This window comes from Amycolatopsis sp. NPDC049691 (assembly GCF_040675005.1).
Classification (GTDB): Bacteria; Actinomycetota; Actinomycetes; order Mycobacteriales; family Pseudonocardiaceae; genus Amycolatopsis.
Window position 1 is genome coordinate 1 of record NZ_JBFANX010000041.1, and the last position, 19,779, is coordinate 19,779.

The following is a 19,779-nucleotide window of genomic DNA, read 5'->3' on the forward strand; positions in this document are numbered from 1 at the left end:
TCATCCACACCCGAAGGTGCTTCAGCGTTCGACTTGCATGTGTTAAGCACGCCGCCAGCGTTCGTCCTGAGCCAGGATCAAACTCTCCAACAATGTCTTCGAATTCAATCGAGGCAAATGTATTGCTCTCAAAGGAAACCCCGACGAGGGGGTTTCATATAAGCTCTACTGGCTTAGTTCACTAGCACACTGTTGAGTTCTCAAGCAACACACTTCGGACCGCCGCGCCGCGAAGCGCCTTGGTCTTCGGCTTTTGTTTCAAGCTTTGTTCCAGGGATACCACCCTGGTTCGGGACCACCCACTCTACCACGATCGTGGGAGCTTGGTTCGTGTTCCCGGCGGCCACCCGGTTTCCCTGGCGACTTGGAGAACTTTACATGCCCCCGGAACCCCCTCGCACAGGGGGGTCCCTTTTTTCGCGCCAGGCGGCTGACCTGCACCGATACCGTGTCAGACCGGCTCTCGCGAGCCGTGGGTCGCGACGACCGTCAGCGCGACGAGCGCGGCCGCCAGCACCGCGGCGACGTGGATCGGCGCCGGCGTGAACGACGCCGCCAGGACGAGCACCGCCGTCACCGGGAAGCCGATGGCGATCGGGCGGCACTCGTTGGTCGGCCCGATGTGGAGCAGCCACACGCTCAGCAGGAAGACCGCGACCGGCACCGTGGTCGGGAACGCGGCGGCCACGCCGCCCAGGTCGTGCAGCGTCCCCGTGTCGTAGGCGACCGCCACCTCGAGCCCCGCTCCGACGGCCGCCACCGAGGCGAAGATGAGGTAGTGGCCGTACCCCCAGCTCATCGACGTGAACATGGTCGGGCGGCGGACCAGCCGCGCGTGCCCGGGCCGGTCGAAGTACAGCCACCACATGGAGAACACGAGCACCAGCCCGGCCGCGGCCAGCGAGACCAGCGCGCCGGTGTGCCCCGGCTCCGCGGCGCCCTCCTTGACCGCGTTCGTCGCGCTGAGGATCACTTCGCCGAGGACGATCAGGGTGAACAGGCCGTACCGCTCGGCGATGTGGTGCGGGTGCCACGTGGTGCCGTGGCGCCGCTCCGCCCACACCGGCACCGCCATCTCCAGGACGACGAACACGACGAAGGCCGCCACTCGCAGCCCGTGCGGCAGCCACAGGTAGGAGACCCACAGCACCTGGACGGCCGTGATGCCGACGGCGTACCGCAGCGCCGCCGGGTGGCAGCCCGGGTCCGACCGCGCGGCCCGCAGCCACTGGAACACGAGCGCGAGCCGCATCAGGACGTACCCGGCGACCATCAGCCGGAAGTCGCCCTCGAACGCGCTCGACACCGCCGCCGCGACGGTCAGCCCGCCGGCGATCTGCACGAGCGTGGCCAGCCGGTACGGGACGTCGTCGGTGTCGAACGCCGAGGCGAACCAGCTGAAGTTCAGCCAGCCCCACCAGATCGCGAAGAACACCATCGCGAACGACGAGACGCCGTGGGCGGCGTGCCCCTCGGCCAGCGCGTGGTGCAGCGAAGCCGCGGCCTGGCCGACGGCGACCACGAAGCAGAGGTCGAACAGCAGTTCCAAGGGGGTCGCGACGCGGTGGTGCTCACCGCTGTCCCGCGACCGCATCGGCCGGTACCACACCCGGAGCCGGCTCCCCGGCCGCGTCGGCTGCTCGGTCATCGGAGCTCCCGGTCTCGTGCCTGTCGGACGCGGTCATCCCAACATGATCACGAGCGGGGTGGAAGCACGACACGAAGAACGGGCGGGCCCGGTTCCCCCTCACCCGGGCCCACCCGCTGCCGTCACGCGCCGGCGGCTGCCGATGGGCATTCCTTCCGCGACTGCCGGACGGTCCCCCGCGGACGCCGACACTCACTGGACGGAAGGTGACCGAGTGTGTCCATTCCCTCGAACTCCGGACGCCTCGATCGCTCGGGCCGGTCACCCCATCCCCGGGTGGCCGACCGATTGCCACTGTCGGTAGCCGTAGCCGCGCAGTGAAGGCTCCATAAGATCTACCCGGTTGCTCTGCGTAGCACCAGTGTCTTTCCGTGCTCGTCACTCGTTTGGAGCATCGCGAATCTGCCGAAAGTAGTGTCTCAACCCCGCTGGACGTCCGCGGCGGACGTCTCGGCCCGCCGGTCGTCGCTTTCGCGCTCCGAAGTCTGCGCACGGTGGCGCCGCGCCCGCAGTTCGGCGATGGCGAGGGCCAGCGCGGTGCACGTCAGGCCGGCCGCGCAGCACAGCGCGACGGTGAGCGCGAGCGGGTAGTCCTTCGCGGCGCCGACGACCGTGCCGAACACCGACGCGAGCACGGCGGTGCCGATGGCCGTGCCGATCCGCTGCCCGGTCTGCAGGGCGCCGCCGGCGACGCCCGCCATCCGGACCGGGACGCACTCGAGCGTCAACGTCGTGTTCGGCGAGATCACCATGCCGCCGCCCACCCCCGCGAACAGCAGCGGCAGCGCGAACGCCCACCCGGACGCCGACGGCGGGACGAACTCGGCGAGCAGCGCCACGGCGAGCAGGCCCAGCGCGACCATGGCCAGGCCGGTGACCGTCAGCCGCCTGCCGAAGGTCGGCACGAGCCGCCCGGCGACGGCCGCGGAGACCGCCGAGCCGAGCGCGAACGGCGTCACCGACAGGCCCGACTGCAGCGGTGTGTAGCCGAGGCCCTGCTGGAAGAACATCGCGAAGACCAGCCAGATCCCGGCGAACCCGCAGAAGTACAGGGCGCCGACGGCGGCACCGGCGGCGTAGCCCGGCGTGCCGGTGAACAGCCGGGTGTCCAGCAGCGGCGACCGCCCGCGCCGGACGACCGAGCGCTCCCAGCGCACGAACGCGACCCCGAACACCAGCGCGACGACCAGGAGCCACCACAGCTTCGCGAAGCCGCCGCTGTCCGAATCGATGACGGGCAGCAGCACGCCCAGCACGGCCACCGCCAGCAGCGCGATGCCGGCGAAGTCGATCTCCGACCCGACCTTGATCTTCTTCCGCTCGCTGCGCGGCAGCAGCCGCAGGGCGAGCGCGAACGCGAGGACGCCGATCGGGACGTTGACGTAGAACACCCAGCGCCAGCCGTCCTGGGCCCCGAACACGGCGAGGATCGCGCCGCCGAGGATCGGGCCGACCGCCGTCGAGATCCCGACCACCGCGCCGAACATCCCGAACGCGCGGCCGCGCTCGGCGCCGCGGAAGAGGTCCTGGATCAGGCCGGTGTTCTGCGGGGTGAGCATGCCCGCCGCGACGCCCTGGGCGAGCCGCGCGAGCACCAGCGTCGTCTCGTTCGGGGCCGCGCCGGCCAGCGCGCTGGTGAGGACGAACGCGGCGAGGGCGCCGAGGAACATGTTCCGGCGGCCGAACGCGTCGCCGAGCCGGCCGCCGGTGACCAGGACCAGGCCGAACGCCAGCGCGTAGCCGGAGACGACCCAGCGGATGCCGCCGCTGGTCGCGTGCAGCCCGGACTGCATCGACGGGAGCGCGACGTTGACGATGCTGACGTCGAGCAGCCCCATGAACCCGGCCGTCAGCGACACGGCAAGCGCTTTCCAGCGGCGGGGATCGGGTTCGTAAGTCATCTCGTCCAGGAAACACGAAAGGCGGGATCCGCGCGCGTTGTGCGCACGGATCCCGCCTCCCGAAGCGTCACGTCGAAGCGGTGATGCCCCGGATGCCCTTCAGCTCGCCGATCAGCATGGAGCTGACCTTGACCGGGTAGTCGTAGAGCGCGAAGACCGTCTGGTTCTTGCCGACCAGCTTGAGGTGCACCGGGGTCTCGCCCTTGTGCGCGAGCAGCGTGGACCGCAGCTCGCTGACCACCGACTGGTCGATCTTCTCCGCCGCGGCGAGCAGGACCAGCGGCGGCTCGTCGTCGCCGTTGCCCGTGCCGACCTCGGACAGGTCCAGCGTCGCCAGGCCGCCGCCGAAGACCGACATCTTGTCTTCGCGCCAGTTGACCCGGCCCTTGACCAGCACCGCGTTGTCCTCGATCAGCTCACCCGCGAACAGCGCGTACGCCTTCGGGAAGAACAGCACCTCGAGGGAGGCGTCCATGTCCTCGACCGTGCAGATCGCCCAGGGCTCGCCCTTCTTGTTGACCCGCCGCTCCAGCGACGTGATCAGCCCGGAGATGACGATCTCGCCTTCCTTCGGCGGGTCGGCGAGGATGCCGGCGATCGGCTTCGGGGCGTGCTTGCGCAGGATCCGCTCGGCGCCGTCCAGCGGGTGCGCCGAGACGTACAGGCCGAGCATCTCGCGTTCGTAGGCGAGCAGCTGCTTGCGTGGGTACTCCTCGTCGCCGAACTTCAGGTGCGCGAGCGGCGACGACGACGGGGCCGCCTCGCCCTCGTCACCGCCGAAGCCGAAGAGGTCGAACTGGCCCATCGCCTCCTGGCGCTTGAGCGGGACGACGGCTTCCACCGCGTCCTCGTGGACCTGGATCATCGACAGCCGCGTGTGGCCGAGCGAGTCGAACCCGCCCGCCTTGATCAGCGACTCGATGACCCGCTTGTTGCAGGCCACGAGCTCGGACTTGTCGAGGAAGTCGGTGAAGGACGCGTACTTGCCCTTCTCCTCGCGGGTCTTGATGATCGACTCGACGACGTTCGCGCCGACGTTGCGGACGGCGCCCAGGCCGAAGCGGATGTCGTCCCCGACGGCCGCGAACCGCAGGGCCGACTCGTTGACGTCCGGCGGCAGCACCTTGATGCCCAGGCGGCGGCACTCGGAGAGGTAGACCGCCGACTTGTCCTTGTTGTCGCCGACCGACGTCAGCAGGGCCGCCATGTACTCGGCGGTGAAGTTCGCCTTGAGGTACGCGGTCCAGTAGGAGACCAGGCCATACGCGGCCGCGTGGCTCTTGTTGAACGCGTAGCCGGCGAACGGGAGGATCGTGTCCCAGAGGGCCTTGATCGCCTCTTTGGAGAACCCGCCGGGGACCAGCTCGCTGGCCCGCATGCCGGCTTCGAAGCCCTCGTACTCCTTGTCGAGGACTTCCTTCTTCTTCTTGCCCATCGCGCGGCGCAGCACGTCCGCGCGGCCCATCGTGTACCCGGCCACCTTCTGGCCGATGTGCATGATCTGCTCTTGGTACACGATCAGGCCGTAGGTGTCGGCCAGGATCTCCTTCAGGGGCTCGTCGAGCTCCGGGTGGATCGGCTTGACCTTCTGCCGCCCGTTCTTGCGGTCGGCGTAGTCGTTGTGCGCGTTCATGCCCATCGGGCCGGGGCGGTACAGCGCGCCGACCGCGACGATGTCGTCGAAGACCGTGGGCTCCATCCGGCGGAGCAGGTCGCGCATGGGCCCGCCGTCCAGCTGGAACACGCCGAGCGTGTCGCCGCGGGCGAGCAGCTTGTACGTCTCGGGGTCGTCGACGCCGAGGGTGTCGAGGTCGATGTCGATCCCGCGGTTGGATTTGATGTTGTCGATCGCGTCGCCGATGACCGTGAGGTTCCGCAGGCCGAGGAAGTCCATCTTCAGCAGGCCGATGGCCTCGCACGACGGGTAGTCCCAGCCGGTGATGATCGAGCCGTCGTCGCGCTGCCAGAGCGGGATCGCGTCGGTCAGCGGGTCGCAGGACATGATGACCGCGCAGGCGTGCACGCCCGCGTTGCGGATCAGGCCCTCGAGGCCGCGGGCGGTCTCGAAGATCGTCTTGCACTCTTCGTCGGTCTCGACGAGCGCGCGGACCTCGGCGGCCTCGCCGTAGCGCTCGTGCTTCGAGTCGACGATGCCCGAGAGCGGGATGTCCTTCGCCATGATCGGCGGCGGCAACGCCTTGGAGATCTTGTCGGCGATCGCGTAGCCGGGCTGGCCGAAGTGGACGCGGGCGGAGTCCTTGATCGCCGCCTTCGTCTTGATGGTGCCGAAGGTGATGACCTGGGCGACCTTGTCCGCGCCGTACTTTTCGGTCGCGTACCGGATCATCTCGCCGCGCCGGCGGTCGTCGAAGTCGATGTCGATGTCGGGCATCGAGACGCGCTCGGGGTTGAGGAACCGCTCGAACAGCAGCTTCTGCGGGATCGGGTCCAGGTTCGTGATACCGAGGACGTACGCGACGAGCGAGCCGGCCGCCGAACCACGGCCCGGGCCGACCCGGATGCCGACGCGGCGGGCGTAGCTGATGAGGTCGGCGACGATCAGGAAGTAGGCCGGGAAGCCCTTCCCGATGATGACGTCGAGCTCCTTCTCGATGCGCTCGTGGTAGCCCTCGGGCGGGCCGTCCGGGAAGCGCCACTTCAGGCCCTTCGCGACCTCTTCGCGCAGCCAGCCGCCCTGGTCGTAGCCCTCCGGCACCTCGAAGAACGGCAGCCGGTCCTTGTGCGCGTACACCTCTTCGTAGGACTCGACGCGCTCGGCGATCATCAGCGTCGTGTCCGCCGCGCCCGGGACCTCCTTGTCCCAGTACTCGCGCATCTCGGCGGCGGACTTGAGGTAGTAGCCGTCGCCGTCGAACTTGAACCGGGTCGGGTCGTTGAGGGTCTTGCCCGCCTGGACGCACAGCAGCGCCGAGTGCGTGTCGGCCTGGTCCTTGGTGACGTAGTGCGAGTCGTTCGTGGCCAGTGGCTTGAGGTCGAGCAGCCGGCCGATCTCGAGGAGGCCTTCGCGGACCGACCGCTCGATCGGCAGGCCGTGGTCCATCAGCTCGAGGAAGAAGTTGTCGGCGCCGAAGATGTCCTTGTAGTCGGACGCGGCCTGGATCGCCGCCTCCTTCTGGCCCAGCCGCAGCCGGGTCTGCACCTCGCCGGACGGGCAGCCGGTGGTGGCGATGATGCCTTCGTGGTTCTCCGAGATGAGTTCCCGGTCCATGCGCGGCTTGCGGTAGTAGCCCTGCATGCTGGCCAGCGAGGACAGCTTGAAGAGGTTCCGCAGGCCGGTGGCGTTCGACGCGAGCATGGTCATGTGCGTGTACGCACCGCCACCGGAGACGTCGCCGCCCTCACCGAACTCGTCCGAGCCGCGCTGGTTGGCCTGGCCCCAGAAGACGGGCTTCTTGTGGAACCGGCTCTCCGGCGCGATGTAGGCCTCGATGCCGATGATCGGCTTGATCCCGGCCTTCTTGGACTGCTGGTAGAACTCGTCGCCGCCGTACATGTTGCCGTGGTCGGTCATGCCGACCGCCGGCATGCCGAGGCGCGCCGCCTCCGCGAAGAGGGGAGCGATCTTCGCCGCACCGTCGAGCATCGAGTACTCGGTGTGGACGTGCAGGTGGACGAAAGAATCGTTCGACACCAGCGAAAACCTCCCCTTGGTCGTTCGGACCGGCGCGCCCGGGCTCCCCAGCCTATCCCGCACTCGCCGGGCTCGATTGTGCGCCTCCGAAGCCCGCGCCGGGTGGCGCGACGCGCCACCGATTCGGGCGGTGGTGATCACGGCACGCGGTGCTGCCGGGCGGTCACGGGCGGCGGTGAGGTCCGCCACAGACGTCGGGACCCGCGTTGACACCCGGCGGGCCGGGACCGAGCATTCCCCGCATGAACCTGTCTGACAGCCAGACAGCCGGACAAGGTGGTCCCCGGCGGGTCAGCGCCATGGAAGCCGTCCTGGCGCACCTGCGGCAGCTGATCGAACGCGGCGACTACCCCCTCGGCGCCAAGCTTCCCTCCGAAGCCGCCCTGAGCAGGGAGTTCGAGGTCAGCCGCTCGGTCATCCGGGAAGCCCTCCGCGGCCTGCAGGCCCTCGGCATGACCGAGTCCAAGACCGGCAAGGGCACCTTCGTCACCGCCACCGGGCCCGCCGACAACCCGACCTTCGGGCCCTACTCCGCCCGCGACCTCGTCGAGGTGCGCCGGCACGTCGAGATCCCCGTCGCGGGCTACGCGGCCGTGCGCCGCAGCCAGGACGACCTCGACCTGCTCGGGCACCTCCTGGACCGGATGGACGCCGAGACCGACAACACCGCCTGGGTCGCGCTCGACTCGCTCTTCCACATCACCATCGCCCAGGCCTCGGGCAACCCCGTCTTCGGGAAGGTGATCGAAGAGATCCGGGACGCGCTGGCCCGCCAGTCCGCCTTCCTCAACCAGCTCGGCGACCGGCGGCGGCAGTCGAACATCGAACACCGCGAGATCGTCACGGCCATCGAACGCGGTTCCGAAGCCCAAGCCGTCGAGGCGATGACCGCGCACCTGACGCACGTCGAAGCCACTCTGACCAGCATCGTGAACGGGGACCAGTGACCGAACAGACCCTGACGGCCACGACCGCGGACGCGGGCGACGCCGGCTACCGCAAGGCCCTCAAGCCGCGGCACGTGAACATGATCGCCATCGGCGGCGCGATCGGCACCGGCCTCTTCCTCGGCGCCGGCGGGCGGCTCGCGCAGGCCGGGCCCGCGCTCGCCATCGTCTACGCCGTCTGCGGGCTCTTCGCGTTCTTCGTCGTCCGCGCGCTCGGCGAGCTCATCCTCCACCGGCCCTCCAGCGGCGCCTTCGTCTCCTACGCGCGCGAGTTCATGGGCGAGAAGGGCGCGTACGTCGCCGGCTGGATGCACTTCCTCAACTGGTCGACCACCGGGATCGCCGACATCACGGCCATCGCGCTCTACGCGCACTTCTGGTCGTTCTTCTCGCCGGTCCCGCAGTGGGTGCTCGCGCTGATCGCGCTGGCCGTCGTGCTGACGCTCAACCTCGTCTCGGTGAAGCTGTTCGGCGAGATGGAGTTCTGGTTCGCCATCGTCAAGGTCGCCGCGCTCGTGCTGTTCATGGTGATCGGGATCTTCCTGCTGGTGACGCAGACGCCGATCGACGGCACGGTCCCCGGCCCGCAGCTGATCACCGACCACGGCGGGATCTTCCCGACCGGGCTGCTGCCGATGGTGCTCATCGTGCAGGGCGTGGTGTTCGCCTACGCCTCGGTCGAGCTGGTCGGCGTCGCCGCCGGCGAGACCGAAAACCCGGAGAAGATCATGCCCAAGGCGATCAACTCGATCATGTGGCGGATCCTCGTCTTCTACGTCGGCTCGGTCGTGCTGCTGGCGATGCTGCTGCCCTGGAGCTCCTACTCGAAGGACCAGAGCCCGTTCGTCACCGTCCTCTCGCACCTCGGCGTACCGGCCGCGGACAGCGTGATGAACCTGGTCGTGCTCACCGCGGCGCTGTCGAGCCTGAACTCCGGGCTCTACTCGACCGGCCGGATCCTGCGGTCGATGGCCAAGGCGGGCTCGGCGCCGAAGTTCACCGGCGTGATGAACCGCAACCAGGTGCCCTACGGCGGCATCCTGCTGACGGCGTCGGTCTGCGTGCTGGGCGTCGGGCTCAACTACCTGGTGCCGAAGGAAGCCTTCGACATCGTCCTCAACTTCGCCGCGATCGGCATCCTGGCGACCTGGGCGATCATCGTGCTCTGCCACCTGCTCTTCGTCCGGAAGGCCAAGCGCGACGGGCGCGAGCGGCCCGCCTTCCGGCTGCCGTTCTCGCCGTACACCGAGATCGCGACGCTCGTGTTCCTCGCCGCCGTCGTCGTGCTGATGGGCTTCGACGAGACCGGCCGGATCACCCTGCTCGCGCTGCCGGCGATCGCCGTCGCGCTCGTCGCGGGCTGGTTCGCCGCCCGCAAGCGGATCGACATGCGCGCGTTCGACGAGGAGGGCATGTGAACCACGAACCACTGGCCGAGCTGGTCCGCGACGGCATGACCGAGGGCGTCCACCATGGCTCGGTGATCGTGCTGGCCCCGGACGGCACGACGCTGTTCGCCGCGGGCGATCCGGACGCCGCGATGTACCCGCGCTCGACGGCGAAACCGCTGCAGGCCACGGCGATGGCCCGGCTCGGGCTGCGCCTGTCCCCCGCCGGGTTCGCCATCGCCGCCGCGAGCCACTCCGGCGAGCAGGTGCACCTCGACGCAGCCCTCGACGTGCTCGGCGGCCGCTCCCCCGGCGCGCTCGGCAACCCCGCGGACTACCCGTACGACCCGGTCGAACGCGACCGGTGGGTGGCCGCCGGCCGCGCCCCCAGCCGGCTGGCGCACAACTGCTCCGGCAAGCACGCGGCGATGCTCGCGACCTGCGACCTGAACGGCTGGGCCACCGACGGCTACCTCGACCCGGCGCACCCGCTGCAGCGCGCGATCGCCGGGACCGTCGAGGACCTGACCGGGCACGGCATCGAGCGCGTGGCCGTGGACGGCTGCGGCGCGCCCCTGTTCGCGACGACGCTGCGCGGTCTCGCCACCGCCGTCTCGAAGATCGCCGCGGCGGCGCCGGGCACGCCGGAGCACCTGGTCGCCGACGGGATCCGGCGGCACCCGGAGCTGGTCGGCGGCAGCCGCCGGGACGTCACCGCCGTCATGCGCGCGGTGCCCGGGCTGATCGCGAAGGACGGCTTCGAGGCCGTCCAGGTCGCCGCGCTGCCGGACGGCACGGCGATCGCGGTCAAGATCGCCGACGGCGGCGACCGGGCGCGGTACCCCGTGCTGGCCGCCGCGCTGAAGCTGTGTGGGATCGAGGTCCCGCCCGGACCGGACAACCTGCGTGTCACCGGAAAACTGGCCGCTTCTGTGGGGAGCTTGTGATGACCACCCGCCGTGAACACGACCTGCTGGGCGACAAGGACGTCCCCGCCGACGCCTACTGGGGCGTGCACACCGCCCGCGCCCGCGAGAACTTCCCGATCACGGGCACGACCATCGCCGCGTACCCGCACCTGATCGAGGCGCTGGCCGCGGTGAAGGAGGCCGCCGCGCGCGCCAACGCCGAGCTGGGGCTGCTGAAGCCCGAGATCGCCGACGCGATCCGTGCCGCCTGCCGGGAGATCCGCGAAGGCGCGCTGCACGAGGAGTTCGTCGTCGACGTCATCCAGGGCGGCGCCGGGACCTCGACCAACATGAACGCCAACGAGGTGATCGCCAACCGCGCGCTCGAACTGCTCGGGCACGCCAAGGGCGACTACCACGTCGTGCACCCCAACGAGCACGTCAACCTCGGGCAGTCGACCAACGACGCCTACCCGACCGCGGTCAACGTCGCGACGATCATCGCCGTGCGCGAGCTGTCGGAAGCCATGGTCGTGCTGGAGAAGGCGTTCGCGGCCAAGGCCGTCGAGTTCCACGACGTCCTGAAGATGGGCCGGACGCAGCTGCAGGACGCGGTTCCGATGACGCTCGGCCAGGAGTTCGGCACCTACGCGGTGATGCTCGGCGAGGACCGGCTCCGGCTGAACGAAGCCGTCGCGCTGCTGCACGAGATCAACCTCGGCGCGACCGCGATCGGCACCGGCCTCAACGCCGCGCCGGGGTACGCCGAAGCCGCGTGCCGGCACCTGCGCGAGATCACCGGGCTGCCCGTCGTCACCGCGGCCGACCTGGTCGAGGCGACCCAGGACTGCGGCGCGTTCGTGCACCTTTCGGGCGTGCTCAAGCGGATCGCGGTCAAGCTGTCGAAGAGCTGCAACGACCTGCGGCTGCTGTCCTCCGGCCCGCGGGCCGGGCTCAACGAGATCAACCTGCCGCCGGTGCAGGCCGGCTCGTCGATCATGCCCGGCAAGATCAACCCGGTGGTCCCGGAGGTGGTCAACCAGGTCGCGTTCGAGGTCATCGGCAACGACGTCACCGTGACGATGGCCGCCGAGGCCGGGCAGCTGCAGCTCAACGCGTTCGAGCCGATCATCCTGCACGCGCTGTCGGAGAGCATCACGCATCTGGGCGCGGCCTGCCGGACCCTCGCCGCGAAGTGCGTTTCCGGGATCACGGCCAACGTCGACGTCCTGCGCGCGTACGTCGAGAACTCGATCGGGCTGGTCACCGCGCTCAACCCGAGCATCGGCTACGCGGCCGCGACCGAGATCGCCAAGGAAGCCCTCGCGACCGGGCGGGGCGTCGCCGAACTCGTCGTCGAAAAGGGCCTGATCCCCGCCGAGGAGCTGGCGAGGCTGCTGCGTCCGGAAACGCTCGCGCGCGCGAACTGAGGTACGGTCGATCCGGAAGGATCGACTCCACTTCGGAAGGCGGGCGCCCGTGCTGGACCGACTTGTCGACAAGCTGCTCGGGCTCCCGCCCGCCGAAGGCCCCAAGCCGGTCGTGACGCGCGACCTCACCGTGCCGATGCCCGACGGCGTCACGCTGCTCGCCGACCGGTACGCGCCGCCCGGCACGACGTCGGCGCCGGTGGTGCTGATCCGCACGCCGTACGGGCGCAAGGGAATCCTGTCGAAGCTCTTCGGCGACACCTTCGCCCGGCACGGCCTGCAGACGGTCATCCAGAGCACGCGCGGGTCGTTCGGCTCCGGCGGCGAGTTCCGGCCGTTCCACCTCGAACGCGAAGACGGCGTCGCGACCGCCGAGTGGCTGCGCGCGCAGCCGTGGTGCGACGGCGGGATCGCCATGGCGGGCGCGAGCTACCTCGGCCACACGCAGTGGGCGGTCGGGCCGTACCTCGACCCGCCCCTGGCGGCGATGTGCCTGGGCGTGACGGCGTCGGAGTTCGTCTCGACGTTCTACCCCGGCGGCGTGCTCGCGGCGGACAACATGGTGTCGTGGTCGGCGATGATCGGCCGCCAGGAAGAGCGCTTCGCTGCGCTGCCGAACCCGCTGCAGAAGCGGAAGACGCGCAAGGCGATGTCGTTCCTGCCGCTGAGCCGCGCCGACGTCGCCGCGATCGGCAAGCCGGTGCAGTTCCTTCAGGACATCACCGAGCACTTCGTCCCCGACGACGACTACTGGGCGATGTCCGACCACAGCGCCGAAGTCGCGAAGCTCGACGTCCCGGTGTCGATGGTGACCGGCTGGTACGACCTGTTCATCGGCTCACAGCTGCGCGACTTCCGGATCCTCGCCGAGGCGGGCAAGGCGCCGCGGATCACGATCGGGCCGTGGGCGCACGGCGAGCCGGCGAGCATGGGCCCGATGATCCGCGACCAGCTCGGGTTCCTGCGCGCGCACCTGCTCGGCGACCGGACTCAGCTGCAGCGTTCGCCGGTCCGGCTGTACCTGCAGGGCGCGGGCACGTGGCTGGACTTCGAGTCCTGGCCGCCGCCGTCGACGGCGACCGCGGCGCACCTGCGGCCGATCGGCGGGCTCGGCGAGACCGTCACCGGCGAAGCGCGCCCGACGACGTTCACTTACGACCCGGCGGACCCGACACCGGCGGTCGGCGGTCCGCTGCTGACGGGCGAGTGGAAGCAGCGCGACAACCAGGCGGTCGAGGCCCGGCCGGACGTGCTCGTGTTCACCGGCGAGCCGCTGCCGGCGGAGCTGGACGTCATCGGCGAGGTGTCGGCGACGGTGCACGTGCGCACGGAGCTGCCGCACGCCGACGTCTACGTGCGGCTCTGCGACGTCGACCCGAACGGGGTGTCCCGCAACGTCACCGACGGGATCGTCCGGCTGCGCCCGGGGTTCCCGGCGGCCGGCGACGACGGGCTGGTGACGGCGGAGGTGACCCTCGACCCGACGGCGTACCGCTTCCGCCGCGGCCACCGGCTGCGCGTCCAGGTGGCGGGCGGGGCGTTCCCGCGGTTCGCGCGCAACCACGGGACCGGCGAGCCGGTCACATCGGCGGTGGAAGGAAAGCCGAACCGCTTCGAGGTGTTCCACGACGCGACCCGGCCGTCGAGGATCACGCTCCCGGTGTTCAGCGGCTGACCACGCGGTGGTGGCTGGTCACCCGGCCGTCGTCGTGCAAGACGTGCAGCAGCAGCGACGGCGGCCGCTCGTAGTCCAGCGGGCCGCCCTCCTGCCAGCCGCGGTCCCCGCCCGGCTCGACCGGCAGCAGGGACTGCGAAACCACGCCGGGGGCGATGCGCAGCGGCACGCCCGCGAACGTCGTCGACGCGCCCGTGTGCACGTGTCCGGCCAGCAGTGCCTTGACGCGCGGGTGGCGGCCCAGCACCGCCGCCAGCCGGTCTTCGCCGGACTGGCGGATCGCGTCGACCAGCGTCACCCCCACTTCGACCGGTGGGTGGTGGAACGCGACGAACGCCGGGCCGTCGCCGCCGGCCAGGACGGAGTCCAGCCACTCCAAGCTGGCGTCGGCGAGGAACCCCGCGCCGCGGCCCGGGATCGTCGAGTCGCACATCGCGAACAGCACGCCGCCGATCTCCTGGGCGAAGTCGATCGGGTCGTCCGACGCGGGTACGCCGAGCAAACCCGTCCGGAACTCCGCACGGACGTCGTGGTTGCCCGGGCACACCAGCACCGGCGCCGGGTGCTTCAGCAGCTCGGCGGCGCGCGCGTACTCGGACGCCTCGCCGTGGTCGGCGATGTCGCCGGTCACCACGACCGCGTCGATCGGGCGCGCCAGCCCGCCCAGCCAGGCCATGGCGGCGGCCACCCGGTCTTCCGCCCGCGGGTCGCCGTCGAGGTGCAGGTCGCTCAGGTGCGCGATGATCATCGTTCGTCCTTCCCCAGGTACGCCAGGGCTTTCACCCAGTTGCGGACGAGCACCGCGGACGCGGTCGGCAGGTCGCCGTCGCGCAGCGCGGCAGCGATCCGGCGGTGCTCGCCGATGCTCTCCCCGGCGCGGCCCGCCCCGCCGAAGTAGCACGATTCGTACCGCTTGAGCAGCGGCTTGGTCTGCCCGATCAGCCGCAGCAGGTGCGGGTTGGGGCAGCGCGACAGCAGCAGGGCGTGCCACCGTTCGTCCACATCGGACAGATCGGCGCCGGACTCCAGCGCCGCGGCCATCTCGTCGGCGACGGCGTCGAGCGCGTCCGGCAGCCCGGCCAGCTCCAGCGGCGACGTCCAGCGCAGGGCCAGCGCTTCGAGCTCGGCGACCAGCGGGTAGAGGCGGCGCGCCTCGTCCGGGTCGAACGGCGGCACCAGGAAGCCCCGGCCCGGCGCGGACACCAGCAGGCCGCGGTCGGCGAGCCCGATCAGCGCCTCCCGCAACGGCGTCCGGCTGACGCCCAGCTCGCGGGCCAGGTGCACCTCGTTGACGCGGGCGCCGGCGGCGAGCCTGCCGTCCAGCACCCGGGTGGTGATCTCCTCGATGAGGTCGCTGCGCAACGGGGTCCGAGCCATGGACGGCAGTATTGCATACAGAACAGAGCTACTGTATTCAGTTCACATGACCTTCAACGTCGACCGCGCCCGCCGTGACACGCCCGGCTGCACCGAAGTGGTCCACTTCAACAACGCCGGTTCGGCGCTGCCGCCGTCCGTCGTGACCGACACCGTCGTCGAGTACCTGCGCCACGAAGCATTGGTCGGCGGCTACGAAGCGGCTGCGGAGGCGTCGGATCGCCTCGCCGCGGTGTACGCGTCGGCGGCGCGGCTCGTCGGCGCCGAACCCGACGACATCGCGCTCACCGACAACGCGACCCGGTCGTGGCAGGCCGTCTTCTACGCCCTGCCCTTCCAGGCCGGCGACCGGATCCTCACCTCGCGCGCGGAGTACGCCAGCAACGCGATCGCGTACCTGCAGGTCGCCAAGCGCACCGGCGCGGTCGTCGAGGTGGTCGGCGACGACGAGTCGGGCCAGCTCGACGTCGAAGACCTGAAGCGACGCGTGGACGGCGACGTCAAGCTCATCGCCGTTTCCCACGTGCCCACCCAGGGCGGCCTGGTCAACCCGGCCGAGGAGATCGGCGCGGTCGCCGAGGCTGCCGGCATCCCCTTCCTGCTCGACGCGTGCCAGTCCGCCGGCCAGCTCGACCTCGACGTCTCCCGGCTGAAGTGCGACGCGCTGTCGACGACCGGCCGCAAGTACCTGCGCGGCCCGCGCGGCACCGGGTTCCTCTACGTGCACCCGCGGCTGCGCGACCGGCTGGAGCCCGCGATGCTCGACCTGCACTCGGCGAGCTGGGAGTCGCCTACGGAGTACGTCGTCGACCCGACGGCCAAGCGCTTCGAGGTGTGGGAACGCGACTTCGCGGCGGTGTTCGGCCTCGGCGCGGCGATCGACTACGCGCTCGAGTGGGGCCTGCCCGCCATCGAAGAGCGCGTCGCCTCGCTGGCCGCCACGCTGCGCGGCCGGCTCGCCGAAGCCGGGGCGCGCGTGCACGACGTCGGCGCCCGGAAGTGCGGCATCGTGACGTTCAGCGTCGAAGGCACCCCGGCCGCGGAGATCAAGGCGCGGCTCGCCGAGGCGAACATCAACACGTCGGTGTCGTCGCGGACGTCGGCGCAGTACGACTTCACCGCGCGCGACCTGCCAGACCTGGTCCGGGCGTCGGTGCACTACTACAACACCGAGGACGAGATCGACCTGCTGGTGAGCAAGCTCTAGAAGGCGGTCACCCCGGTCAGTTCGGCCGACACCGTCCACAGCCGCTCGGCGAGGACCGGGTCGATCGCGTAGTCCTTGACGCCGGTGCGGGTGCCGTCGGCGGGCGCGGGCTCGGCGATGTCGCAGTCCTCGAGGTAGACGCCGCCGAGGCCGGCCAGCTGCGGGGACGTCGCCGCCCAGACCTGGGTCGCGGCCCCCTGCTCCGGCGTCTTCGCGCCGCCGGTGACCCGGCCTCCGGCGTCCAGCATCCCGGCGTCGACCAGCTCCTGGCGGTCGAGGTACCGGACGAGGTCGGTGAGGATCCGGCCCGGGTGCAGGGCGAACGCGCGGACGCCGTGGTCGCGCGCCAGCTTGTCGAGGTGGACGGCGAAGAGCACGTTCGCCGTCTTCGCCTGGCCGTAGGCGAGCCACTTGTCGTAGCCCCGCCGGAAGTCGAGGTCGTCGAAGCGGACCGGGCCGTAGTGGTGGCCGCGCGAGGACACCGAAACCACGCGGGCACCGGCGCCGAACGCGGGCCGGAGCCGGTTCACCAGGGCGAAGTGGCCCAGGTGGTTGGTCGCGAACTGCGCCTCCCAGCCCGGGCCGACGCGCGTCTCGGGCGACGCCATGATCCCGGCGCTGCCGATGAAGGTGTCGATCCCGCGGCCGGAGGCGAGGAACCGCTCGGCGAACGCGCGGACGCTGTCGAGGTCGCTGAGGTCCAGTTCGTCGACCTCGACGTTTTCCCAGCCCCGCAAGGCTTCTTCGGCCGCGGCGTGGCGGCGGGCCGGGACGACGACGTGCGCGCCGGCGGCCGTCAGCGCCCGCGTGGTCTCCAGGCCGATGCCGGAGTAGCCGCCGGTGACGATCGCGAGCTTGCCGGTCAGGTCGATCCCCGCGACGACCTCGGCCGCGGTGGTCTCGGCGCCGAACCCGGAGCCGATCTTGTGCTGTGCAGTGGTCATGACCCGACGCTAGGTCCTGGAGCGGACTCCAGCGCAAGTTCAGTCCTTGAGCAGCTGCCGCGCGATGACGAGCTTCTGGATTTCGCTGGTGCCTTCGTAGATGCGGAACAGCCGCGCGTCGCGGTAGATCCGCTCGACCGGGACGCCGCGGACGTACCCCATCCCGCCGTGCACCTGGACCGCGCGGTCGGCGACCCGGCCGAGCATCTCGGTGCAGAACAGCTTCGCCGACGACGGGCCGAGCTTGCGGTCCTCGCCCGAGTCGTACTTCGCCGCGGCCTCGTGGACCATCGCGCGGCCGGCCGCCAGCTCGGCGTGCGACTCCGCCAGCAGCGCCTGGACGAGCTGGTACTCGCCGATCACCCGGCCGCCCTGGCGGGCCGTCCGCGCGTACTCGACGGCTTCGGCGAGCGCGCGCTCCGCCATGCCGACGCACAGCGCCGCGATGTGCAGCCGGCCGCGGGCGAGCGAGGCCATCGCGATGCCGAAGCCCTTGCCCTCCTCGCCGACCAGCGCGTCGGCCGGCAGCTCGACGTCGTCGAAGACCACCTCCGACGTCCACGCGCCGGCCTGCCCCATCTTGGCGTCGTGCGGGCCGACCGTCACGCCGTCGGCACCCGCGGGCACCAGGAACGCCGAAATGCCGCGGCTGCCGGTGCTCTCGAGGTCGGTGCGCGCGAACGTGACGAAGACCTCGGCCAGCGGCGCGTTCGTGATGAACCGCTTGGTGCCGGAGAGGCGGTAGCGGTCGCCGTCGCGGACCGCGCGGCTGGTCAGCCCGCCCGGGTCGGAGCCGGCCTCGGCCTCGGTGAGCGCGAAGGAGGCGATCGCCTGGCCGGCCGCCAGCCGGGGCAGCCAGCGGGTGCGCTGGTCCGGCGTCCCGTAGTGCACGATCGCCTGGCCCGCGATGCCGTTGTTGGTGCCGAACAGCGACCGGAACGCGGGCGTGGTGTGGCCGAGCTCGATCGCCAGCCGGACGTCTTCGGCCATGCCGAGACCGAGGCCGCCGTACTCCTCCGGCAGTGCCCAGCCGAACAGGCCCAGCTCGGCCGCCTTCTCGCGGATCTCGGCCGGGATCTCGTCGCGCTCGTCGATCTCCGCCTCCCGCGGCACGACCTCCTTGCGCACGAAGTCCCGCACCGCGCCGAGAACCTGCCCGAAAAGCTCCGCGTCCATAAGGGGCACGCTACCCGGTAGCGTGCGGCTCGTGAGCACCTTCTTCGACGTCGCGGACGCGCACCCGGACCGGCTCGCGGTGCGCGCGCCGGACGGCACGGCCGCGACCTTCGGCGAGCTGGCCGCGCGGGCGAACCGGCTGACGCACGCGCTGCGCCGGCTGGGCCTCGGGCCGGGCGACGGCGTCGTCGCGATCGTCCACAACGGACTCCCCTACTTCGAGCTGCTGTTCGCCACGCTGCAGGCGGGGATGTACTTCACCCCGGTCAACTACCGGTCTTCCGCGGCCGAAATCGCTTATGTGGTCGCGAACAGCGGCGCCCGCGTCGTCGTCGCGGACGCCGCCATCGCGCGGACGTGCGACCCCGGCGTGCCCCGGTTCTCGGTCGGCCCGGCCGAGGGCTGGGGCGACTACGCCTCCTGGGGCGAGGACGAGCCGTCGACGCCGCCGGAGCCGCGGACCGCGGGCCAGACGATGCTCTACACGTCGGGCACGACCGGCCGCCCCAAGGGCGTCCGGCGCGCGCTCAGCGGGAAACCGCCGTCGCTGCACCCGATCCACCGCTACCTCCTGGACCTCTTCGACGTCCGGCCCGGGCCGGGCGTGCACCTGGTGGCGTGCCCGCTTTACCACGCGGCGCCCGGTTCGTTCGCCGTCAACGCCCTGCACCTGGGGCACAGCGCGGTGCTGATGGGCCGCTTCGACGCCGAGGAGACGCTGCGGCTCGTCGAGGAGCACCGCGTCACGGACACCCACCTGGTGCCGACGATGTTCCACCGCATGCTGCGGCTGCCCGAAGACGTCCGCGCGCGGTACGACACGTCGAGCCTGACGAGCGTCATCCACGGTGCGGCGCCCTGCCCGCGCGAGGTCAAGGAGCGGATGATCGCCTGGCTCGGCCCGGTGGTGCACGAGTACTACGGCGCGTCCGAGGGGCTCGTCTGCGGCGTCACCGCCGCGGACTGGCTCGCGGCGCCGGGCACGGTCGGCCGGCCGCTGGCCGGCGTCCGGCTGAAGGTCCTCGACGACGACGGCGCGGAGGTGCCCGACGGCGAGCCGGGCACGATCTACTTCAGCTCCGCCCACACCGCGCTCGACTACCTCGGCGACCCCGAGAAGACCGCGGCCGCACGGTCCGGGGAGTTCATCACCGTCGGCGACTTCGGCTACCGCGACCCCGAAGGCCGCGTCTTCCTGCTCGACCGGCGGACCGACCTGATCCTCTCCGGCGGCGTCAACATCTACCCGGCCGAGGTCGAGGCGCGGCTGCTGGCGCACCCGGACGTCGCCGACGCGGCGGTGATCGGCGAGCCGGACGACGAGTGGGGGCAGCGGGTCGTCGCCGTCGTCCAGCCGGTGCCGGGCGCCTCCGGAGACCTCGCCGCGCGGCTCGCCGAGCACTGCCGGGCGGCGCTGGCCGGGTTCAAGGTGCCGAAGCGGTTCGACTTCACCGGCGAGCTCCCGCGGACGGAGTCGGGGAAGCTGCTCCGCCGCACCTTGCGGCGGGACTGAGAGCCCGGATCTC

14 protein-coding genes and 1 rRNA gene are annotated in these 19,779 nt (G+C 71.0%); 7 read left to right on the forward strand and 8 right to left on the reverse strand.

The window, feature by feature from the left end; all coding sequences use genetic code 11:
• The 4 genes from AB0J40_RS46610 to dnaE form a co-directional block, all read right to left on the reverse strand.
• Positions 1 to 93: ribosomal RNA gene (locus AB0J40_RS46610) — 16S ribosomal RNA — on the reverse strand; the annotation flags it as partial.
• 358 nt (positions 94 to 451) lie between these two features.
• Positions 452 to 1,648, reverse strand: a complete 1,197-nt coding sequence (locus tag AB0J40_RS46615; RefSeq protein ID WP_364466972.1) for a low temperature requirement protein A — start codon at positions 1,646 to 1,648, stop codon at positions 452 to 454.
• A gap of 419 nt (positions 1,649 to 2,067) precedes the next feature.
• Positions 2,068 to 3,549 (reverse strand): MFS transporter, encoded by a 1,482-nt coding sequence (locus AB0J40_RS46620; RefSeq protein WP_364466974.1) that lies wholly within the window; start codon positions 3,547 to 3,549, stop codon positions 2,068 to 2,070.
• Between the two features lie 67 nt (positions 3,550 to 3,616).
• A complete protein-coding gene (gene dnaE / locus AB0J40_RS46625; RefSeq protein WP_364466976.1) occupies positions 3,617 to 7,201 on the reverse strand; it encodes a DNA polymerase III subunit alpha in 3,585 nt (1,194 codons plus the stop codon).
• Between the two features lie 299 nt (positions 7,202 to 7,500).
• Between dnaE and AB0J40_RS46630 the strand changes: the two genes are divergently transcribed.
• The 5 genes from AB0J40_RS46630 to AB0J40_RS46650 are packed head-to-tail and all read left to right on the forward strand — an operon-like array spanning position 7,501 to position 13,549.
• Complete coding sequence (locus AB0J40_RS46630) at positions 7,501 to 8,148, forward strand: FadR/GntR family transcriptional regulator (protein WP_364466978.1); 648 nt, start codon at positions 7,501 to 7,503, stop codon at positions 8,146 to 8,148.
• Entirely contained in the window at positions 8,145 to 9,566 is a 1,422-nt protein-coding gene (locus tag AB0J40_RS46635) for an amino acid permease (RefSeq protein ID WP_364466979.1), read from the forward strand. The genes AB0J40_RS46630 and AB0J40_RS46635 overlap by 4 nt, the downstream gene beginning before the upstream one ends.
• On the forward strand, positions 9,563 to 10,483 hold the full coding sequence (locus AB0J40_RS46640) for an asparaginase (protein WP_364466981.1): 921 nt from the start codon (positions 9,563 to 9,565) through the stop codon (positions 10,481 to 10,483). Before AB0J40_RS46635 ends, AB0J40_RS46640 begins: the two co-directional genes overlap by 4 nt.
• On the forward strand, positions 10,483 to 11,874 hold the full coding sequence (gene aspA, locus AB0J40_RS46645; protein WP_364466983.1) for an aspartate ammonia-lyase: 1,392 nt from the start codon (positions 10,483 to 10,485) through the stop codon (positions 11,872 to 11,874). Before AB0J40_RS46640 ends, aspA begins: the two co-directional genes overlap by 1 nt.
• Before the next feature lie 49 nt (positions 11,875 to 11,923).
• A complete protein-coding gene (locus AB0J40_RS46650) occupies positions 11,924 to 13,549 on the forward strand; it encodes a CocE/NonD family hydrolase (protein ID WP_364466985.1) in 1,626 nt (541 codons plus the stop codon).
• Here AB0J40_RS46650 and AB0J40_RS46655 read toward each other — a convergent pair.
• On the reverse strand, positions 13,539 to 14,297 hold the full coding sequence (locus tag AB0J40_RS46655; RefSeq protein ID WP_364466987.1) for a metallophosphoesterase: 759 nt from the start codon (positions 14,295 to 14,297) through the stop codon (positions 13,539 to 13,541). The genes AB0J40_RS46650 and AB0J40_RS46655 overlap by 11 nt on opposite strands.
• Positions 14,294 to 14,926 carry a GntR family transcriptional regulator gene (locus AB0J40_RS46660; protein WP_086672503.1) on the reverse strand — a complete coding sequence of 211 codons (633 nt, stop codon included), beginning with the start codon at positions 14,924 to 14,926 and terminating at the stop codon, positions 14,294 to 14,296. Before AB0J40_RS46660 ends, AB0J40_RS46655 begins: the two co-directional genes overlap by 4 nt.
• A 46-nt stretch (positions 14,927 to 14,972) precedes the next feature.
• Between AB0J40_RS46660 and AB0J40_RS46665 the strand changes: the two genes are divergently transcribed.
• Complete coding sequence (locus tag AB0J40_RS46665; RefSeq protein WP_364466989.1) at positions 14,973 to 16,133, forward strand: aminotransferase class V-fold PLP-dependent enzyme; 1,161 nt, start codon at positions 14,973 to 14,975, stop codon at positions 16,131 to 16,133.
• Here the strand turns inward: AB0J40_RS46665 and AB0J40_RS46670 are convergent.
• Both AB0J40_RS46670 and AB0J40_RS46675 read right to left on the reverse strand, forming a co-directional pair.
• Positions 16,130 to 17,077, reverse strand: coding sequence for an SDR family NAD(P)-dependent oxidoreductase (locus tag AB0J40_RS46670; protein WP_364466990.1), 948 nt, complete (start codon positions 17,075 to 17,077; stop codon positions 16,130 to 16,132). The genes AB0J40_RS46665 and AB0J40_RS46670 overlap by 4 nt on opposite strands.
• 39 nt (positions 17,078 to 17,116) lie before the next feature.
• Complete coding sequence (locus AB0J40_RS46675; RefSeq protein ID WP_364466992.1) at positions 17,117 to 18,253, reverse strand: acyl-CoA dehydrogenase family protein; 1,137 nt, start codon at positions 18,251 to 18,253, stop codon at positions 17,117 to 17,119.
• A gap of 31 nt (positions 18,254 to 18,284) precedes the next feature.
• Between AB0J40_RS46675 and AB0J40_RS46680 the strand changes: the two genes are divergently transcribed.
• The gene (locus AB0J40_RS46680) at positions 18,285 to 19,766 is read left to right on the forward strand and encodes an AMP-binding protein (RefSeq protein WP_364466994.1); all 1,482 of its coding nucleotides are present in this window, start codon (positions 18,285 to 18,287) and stop codon (positions 19,764 to 19,766) included.
• Positions 19,767 to 19,779: the final 13 nt, after the last annotated feature.